The organism is Methylomonas sp. (assembly GCF_023228165.1).
GTDB lineage: Bacteria > Pseudomonadota > Gammaproteobacteria > Methylococcales > Methylomonadaceae > Methylomonas.
Genome location: NZ_JALOBS010000029.1, coordinates 54,348 through 65,727 on the forward strand (window position 1 = coordinate 54,348; position 11,380 = coordinate 65,727).

At 53.7% G+C, this 11,380-nt stretch carries 10 protein-coding genes; 3 read left to right on the top strand and 7 right to left on the bottom strand.

Translation table 11 applies throughout. The features are described from left to right. Positions 1-88: 88 nt before the first annotated feature. Both M0R33_RS18785 and M0R33_RS18790 read right to left on the bottom strand, forming a co-directional pair. Positions 89-1,072, bottom strand: coding sequence for a FecR family protein (locus M0R33_RS18785; protein WP_292572915.1), 984 nt, complete (start codon positions 1,070-1,072; stop codon positions 89-91). A gap of 69 nt (positions 1,073-1,141) precedes the next feature. Beyond that, the gene (locus tag M0R33_RS18790) at positions 1,142-1,654 is read right to left on the bottom strand and encodes an RNA polymerase sigma factor (RefSeq protein WP_292572919.1); all 513 of its coding nucleotides are present in this window, start codon (positions 1,652-1,654) and stop codon (positions 1,142-1,144) included. A gap of 602 nt (positions 1,655-2,256) precedes the next feature. Here M0R33_RS18790 and M0R33_RS18795 point away from each other — a divergent pair. The 3 genes from M0R33_RS18795 (at position 2,257) to M0R33_RS18805 (ending at position 4,587) form a co-directional block, all read left to right on the top strand. Beyond that, entirely contained in the window at positions 2,257-2,739 is a 483-nt protein-coding gene (locus M0R33_RS18795; protein WP_292572922.1) for a Uma2 family endonuclease, read from the top strand. A gap of 61 nt (positions 2,740-2,800) precedes the next feature. Next, positions 2,801-4,051: a sialidase family protein gene (locus M0R33_RS18800; RefSeq protein ID WP_292572924.1), complete on the top strand. Its 1,251-nt coding sequence runs from the start codon at positions 2,801-2,803 to the stop codon at positions 4,049-4,051. 2 nt (positions 4,052-4,053) lie between these two features. Beyond that, positions 4,054-4,587: a hypothetical protein gene (locus M0R33_RS18805; RefSeq protein ID WP_292572927.1), complete on the top strand. Its 534-nt coding sequence runs from the start codon at positions 4,054-4,056 to the stop codon at positions 4,585-4,587. A 563-nt stretch (positions 4,588-5,150) separates the two neighbouring features. Here the strand turns inward: M0R33_RS18805 and M0R33_RS18810 are convergent. From M0R33_RS18810 to M0R33_RS18830, 5 genes are all read right to left on the bottom strand, one after another. Then, positions 5,151-6,377, bottom strand: a complete 1,227-nt coding sequence (locus tag M0R33_RS18810; RefSeq protein ID WP_292572930.1) for an exo-alpha-sialidase — start codon at positions 6,375-6,377, stop codon at positions 5,151-5,153. A 24-nt stretch (positions 6,378-6,401) separates the two neighbouring features. Continuing rightward, the gene (locus tag M0R33_RS18815; protein ID WP_292572933.1) at positions 6,402-8,921 is read right to left on the bottom strand and encodes a TonB-dependent receptor; all 2,520 of its coding nucleotides are present in this window, start codon (positions 8,919-8,921) and stop codon (positions 6,402-6,404) included. Between the two features lie 213 nt (positions 8,922-9,134). Beyond that, positions 9,135-10,169, bottom strand: a complete 1,035-nt coding sequence (locus tag M0R33_RS18820; protein WP_292572936.1) for a FecR family protein — start codon at positions 10,167-10,169, stop codon at positions 9,135-9,137. A 60-nt stretch (positions 10,170-10,229) separates the two neighbouring features. Beyond that, on the bottom strand, positions 10,230-10,748 hold the full coding sequence (locus M0R33_RS18825) for an RNA polymerase sigma factor (protein ID WP_292572939.1): 519 nt from the start codon (positions 10,746-10,748) through the stop codon (positions 10,230-10,232). 420 nt (positions 10,749-11,168) lie between these two features. After that, on the bottom strand, positions 11,169-11,380 hold a 212-nt coding region (locus M0R33_RS18830; protein ID WP_292572942.1), incomplete at its 5' end, for a PepSY-associated TM helix domain-containing protein.

The following is an 11,380-nucleotide window of genomic DNA, read 5'->3' on the forward strand; positions in this document are numbered from 1 at the left end:
CCTAAAGATAATTTCCAGCCCGGGTTGCTATAGCCAAAAGCCCCTGTGGGCGTGGCCGTAATCCGACGCTTTAGCTGACTTGGCGCGGTTACCGCAATACCAGCAGATACGGCGTGATATGCACGATTTGCAATTGCGGCACGGCGGTTTGCAGGCTGGCAACGGCTTGATCCAGCGCATCGAGCCGGAACAGGCCGCTGATGCGGGTTTCCGCCAAGGCCTGATTTAACAATATCACCTTGCCCGGTCGGTAACGGTTGATCTGTTCCACCGCAGCGCCGAGCGGTAGGCCGTCGAATTGCAGCAAACCGTCGCGCCACAACGCCATGTTTTCGGCATGGCGAGGCGGCTGAATAGCGATGCCGCCGGCGTCGATGGTTGCCGTTTGACCGGCTTGCAGGCGCAGGCGATGTTTATGTGCTGCATCTTGCAGTTCCACAATGCCTTCCACCAATTCGACAGCGGTGCGTCCGGCCAGGCGGTGAACATCGAAAGCCGTCCCCACTGCGCGTATTTCGCGGCCGTCCGTGCTGACGATGAAGGGATGGTCGGCATCCTTGGCCACTTGGAAAAACGCTTCGCCCTGCAACAATTCGATGCGGCGCACGGTGCCGTCGAAATGCAGTTCCACCGCGCTGCCGCTGTTCAAGGTTAGCCGCGAACCGTCGGCCAAGCTGATCCGGCGCTGCTCGCCTTTTTCAGTCAGGTAATCGGCTTGCCAAAGCCGCGGCGGATAATAGGCCGCCAGGCTCACGGCCAGGGCCGCGCAACAGGCCGCCGCTAGATATGCGCGGCGTTTAAAATCGTGCCGGCCGCGAGCGGCGGGTTTTCGGTTGCGTTCGGTTAGCAGCGGCTCCGCGCCGGGGATACGGCGGCCGCGCAGTTGTTCCATGCCTTGCCACAAGGCCAGGGCTTTTTGCCAGGCTTGCTCATGGCTGGCATCGGTAGCGCGCCAAGCGGCCAGTTGTTGTTGAGCGTCCGGGCCAAACTGGCCGGAATGCATTTTGCCGACCCAGCCGCACGCTTCGTCCAGCAGACGCTCGGTGGCGGCAGTCGTCGGTTGGTTAGTCATGGCTGTAACCAGGTAAGAAAATGAAGCGATACATCATAGACGAGGCGGGGGCGTTAAACCACAGCGAAACTAGTTTTGAGCCAGCGTGTTGGCGCAATGCACCAAGGCCCGCTTGATATTGTCTTCCACGGTGCGAATGGAAATATTCAAGGCTTCGGCGATTTCCCGTTGTTTCAAGCCTTCGAAACGGTTCAGGTAAAAGATCCGCTGGCATAACGGCGACAACGTCTCCAGGGCCGCGACCAGTCGGTCCAGCTCCTGTTCGCCCAGAGCCACGGTTTCGGCGCAACGCAGGTCTTCCGCATCCGGCGGGCTATCGTCGTGCCAGTGTACGGTGGAGGTTTCGCGTACCGCCTGACTGCGATAGTGGTCGAACATCAGATTCATCGCGGTGCGAAACAGATAGGCTTTCAGATTGCCGACCCCGCTCAAGTCCTCGGCGCGGCACAGCCGCACGAACGCTTCCTGACAAATGTCGGCGGCGGTTTCCCGGCAACGCAGCCGGGAAAACAACACCGCTTCCAATTCGCCATGGCAATTGAGATATAGCTCCTGGATCGCTTGATTGGGTAGGGCAGACATAGCAGGCCGGTTGCGGTGGTTACCGTACGCTTAAAATTTTGGCATCAGCAATATTGAAGCCATCATCCAAAAAAGCCGGTGGATTGCGAGGTAACGCTATGAATATTGGGAAATTGAGCGAAGCTCCAATGCAAAAAATAGGTGAAATAACCTAGCAACTAGGTGATATGCCGCAATTTTGGTAAATCATGCCAGTTGCGATAATCGGAGGATTGAACTGGTCGAATCCCGGATTTCGGCGCGCTATATCGGCGTAATGTCGCTTCGGGTGATAGGCGCACCGGTACATTCACCGGGGTATTTGCACCGCGCGGTTGCGGTCGGCAGGCTGGGATCGTCCGGCGCGTAGGTCGGGATGAGGCACGCTCCCCCAACGCGACAACTGTTCAGTTGCCGGCCAACCACGAAAGTGAGGCAATTAGCCAACAAAATGCAAAACCGCCAATGATAGGCAAAGGCCAAACCGCTCAAACATGTTGGGGCTCATGCCTCACCGCCAACCTACAATCTTAACGTACGGGGTAATCCGATTTGTAATACTTGTTTTTCGGCCACTGGTCGCTAACAATATGAAAATCGGCAACAGATCATTGGAGCAAACGATGGCATTGGATAATCTGCATGACAACATTTATCTAAGCGAAGCGGAGTATCTGGCGACGAAGCCGGTTTCCAAGCTAAAGCGCGAAAATATCGACGGCCGGGTCTATGCGATGGCCGGCGCGGGCTATAACCATAATTGCATCTCGGCCAATATGCCGGGTGAATTCAGAAACCATTTAAAAGGCACGCCATGCACCACTTTTATGGCTGATATCAAACTGCGCCTGGGTAAGGATTACGTGTATCCCGATGTGCTGGTGGATTGCAGCAAAATGTCCGGCGACGATTATTTTTCGACGTCGCCGGTGATTATCGTCGAAGTACTGTCCCGCTCCACCCGCAAACGGATACGACTCCAGCATGCCTGGGTTCCGGCAATCCCTGCCGGAACGGCGAATTTCGGGTTAGCTGAAACCGCTCTAATCAGGATTTTTTTTTCTTACGGTGGGGGGTGGTGTCTTCTGAAACGTCTTACTGAATAAGTAGATCATTCAATATTCGCGCACCTCTATTCCCTCAATCACTCAAATTAGCGAGCCTGATATGAAACAAATGATTATTTGCGTTTCACGCGGCGCACGGCAAACCCATGCCGCCGCAACACTGGCCCTGATCGCTTTGCTTGCCTTAAGTCATGCCCAGGCCGTTGCGGCGGTTTCCGATCCCGCATTGACCATTCAATCGATCACTCCTCCCAGTCCTGCAAAGAGTAAGCAGGCGCACCTCTCTGCCGGCGGCAACGGCAAGCTGATCCTGAGTTGGGTGGAGCCCGGAACAAAGTCCGGGAAAACCTTGAAATTTTCGTTTTACGACGGCAACGTCTGGTCCGCGCCTGGCGAAGTAGTCGGTTTGCCCGACATTTACGACTTGCCGAAAGTCGTCGATCTCGGCAATGGCTCGTTGGGAGCGGTCTGGGGCACGATGACGAAACATAAAAAACAGGCGAGCAGCGAAGTTTACGTGTCGCACTCGGCGGACGGCGGCCTGACCTGGAGCCCAGCGGTCAAGGCCAACAGCGACATAAAGATCAAAACCTCGCGCTACAACGCCTATATGGCCCCCTTGTCCGACGGCCAGGCGGCGGTATTTTGGTCAGACGCGCGGCATCGAAAAAAAGGCCGGGGCAGCCAATATCTGATGGGCGCGGTAATGGCACCGTCCGGCAAGGTCGAGCATGATTTCGCCGTCGACGACGACATTTGCTCGTGTTGCCAATTACTGCCCACACGCTACAAAGACCAACTCTACCTGACCTACCGCGACCACTTGCCCGGCGAGGTTCGCGATATTGCCGTATTACCTTGGCCCGGTATTCAAGCCGCCAAACCGGTGCGCGTTCACGAAGACAACTGGGTGCTGGAAGGCTGTCCCGGTCAAAACGTCGGTACGGCGGTTTCATCGAAGCGCTTCGGCGTGGCGTGGTTTACCGCCGCCGACGGCAAAGGCAAGGTGCAGGTCGCTTTTAGCGACGATCCGGCTAAAGGATTCGGTGCGCCGATCGAAATCAACACGCCGCATCAGCCTCGGGGCGAAGTGAAAATGGCGATGTTGGACGACGATCATGCATTAGTCCAATGGATTCAAACGTCGCCCCAAGGCGCTTCCTTGCAACTTGCGCTGGTATCGGCCGCCAGCCGGCAAGTTTTGACGGAGAGCGAACTCAGCAAACCGAGTTGGGAAACCACTTTCAAATGGCCGGACATGCCGACCGTGGCGCAAGTCGGCCGAAACGCTTATTTTTCTTGGTTGGATACGGCGGCCGAACAGATTCGACTAGTTAAAATCGGGCTTTAAGCATGACTTTGTATATTCGATCACAGGCTGGTGGGTTGTTGTTTTTGCTCAGTGTTATCTTTATTTGCGCCACGGCCAAGCCAGCCAAAGCAGAGGACTTTCTACATCCCTTCGAAATAGGCAGCCTGGAAAAAATCCAAAGCGCCTATGCCGGCCGGCCGTTTCTGCTGATTTTATGGTCGATCGATTGCCCGCCCTGTCACAAAGAGCTCGAATTGGTCGGCGCCGTCAAAAAGCGCCATCCCGATCTTCAATTGGTGCTGATTTCCACCGACTCGGCGGAAGTATCCGAACAAGTCGAATCGGTATTGGCGTCGCACCGGCTGGCCAACGCCGACGCCTGGATATTCTCGGGGGGCAACGACGAACACTTGCGCTATGTAATCGATCCGTCGTGGTTCGGCGAAATGCCGCGCAGTTATTTCTACGATTCGAAACACAACCGGGTCGGCGTCAGCGGGGCGTTGAAAAAGGAACAAATCGAAACGTGGCTGACGTCGCCACGGGTTGCGCCGCCGCGTAAAACCGGGATATAAATCAGTAGGCTTTCCACATGACCGGGTTTTGTAAACCCCGGTCGCGAAGGTAATCATTTATTCTTTCTATATCAATGGGATAATAAATAATATTATGCCATTGATGAGGCTCAAATCCTTTCACAGTCTCGTGCCATTTTAAAGCTTTCAGTTGGATTCAGGCCCCAAAAGGTATGTGGTGCATACCCAACACGGCTTCAAAGCTGTAAGAGGCTACGTTCCCACGCGGGGAGTGGGAACGAGAAAATATCCCAGTAGGTCACGTTGCCTGCCCTCTTGCGCTGTACTTCATGGCGCAATAGGGTGGGCTACGTGACAATCACGACTCCGAAGTGTCAGGGAACGCTATCGCGCATCCTGACCTACCCGGCTGGCTTGTCGCAAAAACATGCGTCCGATTACGCTGCGCTAATCGGACCTACGCGGGCTAATCGGACCTACGCGGGCTGGTGTTGTCGCCAATCGTCCGCAACTCGTACGCCCGTTCGTCGTGCCAGCCGCCTAGCCCCAGAATCTGCCGGATCGTCTTGAGTGGGTTGACCAACTCTCGAATTCCTTCCGGATCAATCCAACCGCACCAACACCAGCCGCACTCGTTTTTGCTGTGGGTCGGTCCAGGCCATAAACGCTTGTTGTCCAATACGAGTCATAGCCAGATGTTTACTGGGCCATTTCGGAAAACCGCCTCGATAAACGGTTGTTTGACGGCTCAGCTTACCGCTTTTTGATACTTTACCGATCTTTAGCTCATCTTGTGGACCGGCTCGGCCGCGCCAGCCGGCCAATGCCGAGCCATCGTCCAATAGTAAGGCATTGGCATAGCCGCTGGCATTGTTGTCGAGCTCGATCGGCGATTCGAAATGCGCCGCACTGTCTTCCGAGAAGGCTACTTTGACCCGGCCTTTGCCGTCGGCGGCGCTAAACCAGGCGGCGACCGTATGGGTCGGTGACATATCGACGGATGGTCCGTTACTGGGGCAGCCGTTGATGACCCAGCCGTCGGAATTTACAAGCGTGGATTGGATATTACCGAAAGGCGTCCAGCGCACGGCGCTGATATCGCGGATTTCGCCCGGTAGATGATCGCGGTATACGGTTACTAACGTATCTGCCAATGTTGCGGTGTAGCTGCTGCAACAGGAACAGACATCGGCATCCAGCGTAATTTCGGGGCTTGGCAGCCAGTCTTTATCGATAACGGTCGCCATTAGCTGATGACGATTGTATTTTTTGTCGGCCGTGGAATCAGGGCTGACGTGACGCATATCGGTCCAGACCAGAGCCAATCGCCTATCCGGCAATGCAGTAAGCGACATTTGCGCATCGTAAATATGCGCGGCGTCTCCATAAGGTTTTAAGGGAGGACTCCAGCTCAAACCGCCGTCTATCGATCTTGCCAGATAGATGTCGGTCAAGTAACGATTTTCACCTTTCCGCTGAGGATAGGGCATCCACGCTACGACCAGCGTTCCGTCACTGAGGCTTAATACAACGGGCGCGGCAGCCAGTTTACCCTCGACTTGGATCACTTCATGTACAATGGAAAATTTCTCACCCTCTAACGTCGCAAATTTAACCGTACTGTTTTGACCGTCCGTTTCCACCCAGCTAACGATCAAGTGCCCGTCCGTGGTTTTAGAGAGATTATGTTGTTGGCTGGTTCCTGTGGTTGGCAAGTTGAATTCGCGTAGCCGGAATGAGTCGGAAGGCTTGGCTATTGCAATATGGCCGCTTGAACACATTAATAGTAAGCCGACTATAAGCGTTCTAATGTTGTCGACGGTTTTCATTGGTTACTCCATTGAGTGTACGGATTAATATTCCAATCGCAACGAACCGATCGCGGTCAACGGTGCTCCGGGATAAATCCCTAGTGCCGGAGCTACGTTGGAATCGGGATCTGTTGACTCGTAATAACGTTTATCCAGCAAATTGCGAATATTGAATTGAGCCGTCAGCCGCGATTGCCCGACTTTTTGTTTATAGGCCACAAATGCATCCATCCGCACATAGCCCGGCATTTGAAAGTTATTGGCGTTGTCTCCCTCGCGCGAGCTGGCAGCTACGCCGCCGATGCCGGCACTGAATCCGTCTTTAGCCGCATAGCCATTCACATCATACTTCAGCCACAAACTGCCGGAATGTTCGGGAACATTGTTCAATCGATTGCCCCGGGTGTTACCGCCATAGTCTTTAATAACCCGCGCATCGGTAAACGCATAGCTGCCGATCATGCTGAAATTGTCGCTGAGGTAACCGGTCACATCCAGCTCTATGCCTTGGCTACGCTGTAAATTGGCGATTTTGTCGAAAGGGTCCGGCGTGCTCAAATCATTGACCAGGATATTGTCTTTCTCGATATGATAATAAGCCAAGGTGGCTAGCAACCGTTGATCGAACAGCTGGGTTTTGATACCTGCTTCGAATTGTTCGCCGATTTGCGGATCGAAAGTCCGGCCGTTGGCAGCCGGCGCGTTATTGGCGCCGAACGATGTTGTCCAGTTGCCGTACAGACTCAATTCGTCCAGTGCTTCATAAAGTATCCCAACCCGTGGACTGAAACCCTGATCTTCCCTTTTAAACGCATTGATTCGGCTTTCCGCGGTAGCAAAATCGAAGCCATTTCCACGCCCGGCTTCAGCCCAATCGTAACGGCCGCCACCCATAATATGCAGTCGGTCCCAGAACGTAATTTGATCCTGGAAATACGCACCATACCAACCGTTATAAATCACCGCACGGTTGCCGATGCCGCCATTGGTAGCCGAACCGAAGGTATCGCCCGGTATGGAGAACGCGTTAGCGAACACCGATTGCGCTATTCCGTAACTGGGATACGGATCGTAAATATTGATCGACAAACCGGGGTTGGCACTCTTCCAACGACCGTCACCGCCGTACTTGTTAAATGTTCGGTAAAAGTCAAAACCGAATAGAACGTCGTGCTTGGTTTGGCCTATGCCGAATTTGCCGGTGATATCCAGATTAGCGGCGTAATGCTCCTGCTCGCTGATTTGCCGAAAGATATTGCGTTGCATTATGCCGGTGGTTTGGTCAAGCGCGGCGGCGGCATTGAAGGCCGGGCCCGGGTTCACAAAGGTGGTCGTTCCGTCGTTGAAACTGGCCAAAAAACGGTTGTGGATAGCCCAGTCTTTGTTGAAGCGGTGATTGATTTCGGTGCCGATTTTGACGCTGGATTGGCTGCCAAGCGGCGTATTCGGATCGCCCAGATTGCGGCTGATAGGAATATTTGCGGGGCGATTGCCTATCGCCGGGATACCGAAATCGGCCGGCGCGGTCTTGTCGGTACCTTCGACATCGAGCGTGATGTCGGTAGCGTCGCTCGGCCGCCAAGTAATGCTGGGATTGAACAACATGCGCTCAACGGACACGAAGTCGCGAAATGAATCGTTGCTTTGATAAGCACCGGAGAAACGGTATAGCAACGATTTATCGGCGGTAATCGGACCGCCGGCATCCCATTGAGTCCGGTATAAGTCATAGGAGCCGAACTGCTGTTCCAGAGAATAATAGGCATAATCCAGCGGTTTTTTGGTGCTCAAGGCTATCATTCCTCCCGGCTCCGCGCGTCCGTATAATTGCGACGGCCCTTTAATCACTTCGATGTTCTGCAGGTTGGCGGCATCCAAATCGCCAAATCCGCCTTCACTGGTCAATAGGCCATTTCGGTAAACATTGCCGTTACGAAAACCACGGACAATAAAGCCAAGACCGGAACCTAAAGAGGGTTGCGCCCTGACGCCGCTGACATTTTCCAGCGCTTCTTTAACTTTGGTTGATTTCTGATCGTCCATGACGGCTCTGGGTACGACTTGTATTGAAATCGGTGTTTCTATCAAGGGGGTATCGGTTTTGGTGGACGCAAAAGCGCTATTGGTTGCATAGTCTTTACTGTAAGGATCGTTAAAGTTATAGCTTGCTTTGCCTGTGACCGTTACCGCAGGCATAGTCGACGATGATTGCGGTTCGGGGACTGCTGACCGTTCCAGTGTGATTGTACCGTTTGAGGTGGTACGCGTAGTCACGCCGGTACCCTGCAAAAGCTTTGTCAAAGCCTGCTGCACGGTGTACTGACCTTTGACGCCGTTTGTTGCAAGCCCGGCTGTCAATTCGGCCGGATAGCTGAGTTGCGCGCCGGCTATGTCGGCGTAGGCATTTAATGCGCTGCCCAAGGCTTGCGGCGGAATGTCGAACGCCATGATTTGCTCGGCGGCCATTACCACAGATACATTGAGCGCGGCGGCGACAGTTAGCGATAACGCGTAGAACGGCGGGCGGGCGGTCGATGCCTGGCGGCGGAAAGGATATGACATTGATTTCTCCATTCATGAACTGAAACATGCCCCTAAACTTTGGGGATGCAATGGAGACGTGCGGCGGAGGTTTTCCCTCAGCTGGCTTGGAAAATTTTTTTCAAAGTTTTGTAATCGGTTGGCGTGAACTTCGCCGGAACCGGGGAGGTGAGCCATTGACTCGAATAGCCGACTAGCTAAAAAGGCGTTTGGCTGAATGCAAAACCGGCCTCCTTAAGCGATGAAGATCAACCATGGTGTTACCCTGAAAACCCGGATCGGCAGGGTTTGTTGCAGCGCTTCCAGCGCCTTGTCGGTGTCGGTAATATCGAAGCGGCCGCTAACTTTCAGATTTTTCAGCGCCGCGTTCTTAATTATCACGCTGCCGCGCCGGTAGCGGCCGATTTCGGCAATCACCTCGCCGAGAGGTGCATTGTCGAACGAGACGCTGCCTTTTAACCAAGAGGTCGCATTAATCGCCGTAACCTGCTGAATCTCGCTGCTGCGTTCGGCATCCACGGTGATACTGTCATTGGCGGTTAAAAGTACGGGAGTGCGCCTGTCCCCGCTGACTTCCACCAATCCGCTTATTACCGTGACATTATCGTTTTCGGTATTTTCGCGGACGACGAAACGGGTGCCGAGCACGCGGGTGCTGCTGTAACGGCCTTCCACCACAAAAGGATGTTGTGGATCGCGGTGCACATCGAAAAATGCCTCGCCACGCTCAAGCCGCACATCGCGGCGACCGTTAAGCAGGCTGACGCGCATCGCTGTGTCGGAATTAAGCGTGACCCGGCTGCCATCGGCCAAAGCTACCGTTTGAATTTCGCCGATACCGGTGCAGTAATCGGCTTGCCGGCAATTTAAATAAGGCCGATAAATTACGGCAAGCAAGGCCAGACATGCGGCCAGGGCCAGCGCGGAAACTTGGACATATTTAAAGTGCGGCCGGCACCGTTGGTATGCCGAGGCGGTCTGTTCGTAACTGGTTAGCAGTTGGGTGAAATCGGCATCTTCCCAGAAAGCACCGATCTCATCAAAGGCTTGACGATGCGCAGGGCTGGCTTGACACCAGTCTGCGAATTGCCTCCGCGCTTCTTCCGGGACATGCTCCGCCCGCAAGCGGGCAAACCAGGTAATGGCTTGTTCGGCAACTACCTCATCGGGCGTGATTGGAGAATCGGGGCTTAAATCGGTCATGACGGCATTATAAGTGGGGTATTCGGTCAGCGCTGTGAAAATAGCCGGTTTAAGTCGGTCATTCATGGAATGAATAATTCAAAACTCAGGATCAATGACAATGAGACGTTTGAGTTGAGCAAAGCCTCAACCCGAGTCTTTTTGGGGAAAATTAAAATGCCCACCTAGCCGTTTACGGCAATGTAATAGACCCTTGATGATGTGTTTTTCCACCGCGCTTTCGGAAATAGCCAGCATTGTTGTCACCTCCCGATAACTCAGGCCGCGAATTTTATGCAGGATAAATACATCGCGGCAGCGCGGCGGTAATTCGTCTATCGCCTGATGTAACAACGTCTGCCATTGGGCTTTGGAGAATTCGCTTTCGACGCTGGATTGAGTGGCCGTATCGTTGGCTAATTCCGCTTCGACATGCCGGGCCACGATTTTGTTGTGGCGTAAATGATCCAAGGCCAGATTGCCGGCCGTGCGGTACAAAAAGCCGCGCGGATGGTCTACAACCGCATCGTCGGCAGTGCGGGCCAAAATCATATAGCTTTCCTGCACCAGATCCTGCGCGGTTTCCGGACACTTGACGATGCGCAATAGATGATTGACCAACTCCATGCGGTGCAATGTATACAATGCGCTAATGTCCAGCTTCATGGATTGAGTGCAACTTAAGCGGTTTTGGAAATAGAGATTCGATCAAGCTAAATCCGTGCCAGCTGAAGATGGCGAAAATGTAATGCCGCTCCTGCTTAGGTGTTTTTTTAACGTCAGCGCGAGCCGTCATACCAGCATGGAATACCCATGCGGTTTTGCCCGTTTGGTTTTGATTGATACTGGCGAGTAACAAAATATTTTTTTACATCGCCCAACGGAAAAATTGCGTGATATAACGCAGGCGACTGAGTCGGATAACACTGTTTAAATGTTAGCGATACTAATAACGTCTGAAAGAGAGGACATCCATCCATGGATAGGGATAGGATGTAATAGCGTTAGCGTATTATGCCAATTGAAGTAGGATTGCCTGAATCTGGTGCAATACGGCTAAAGGCTTTTGCACCCTATGATTGCGGATTATCGAGTTTGAACCCTCCGTCTGCCGTACCGTTTTTGCAGCCAGCGGATCACACCGGTGACGAATAAAACCGGGCAGGCCAGGCCGGTGATGAACACTAAAATCCGCCCGGTCATGCCGAAGGCTTGACCGGAATGCAACGGCCATTGCCAATGGGTGAACACTTCGCCGGCCGTTGCGGTCGGCAGGCTGGGGTCGTCCAGGTCGAGGA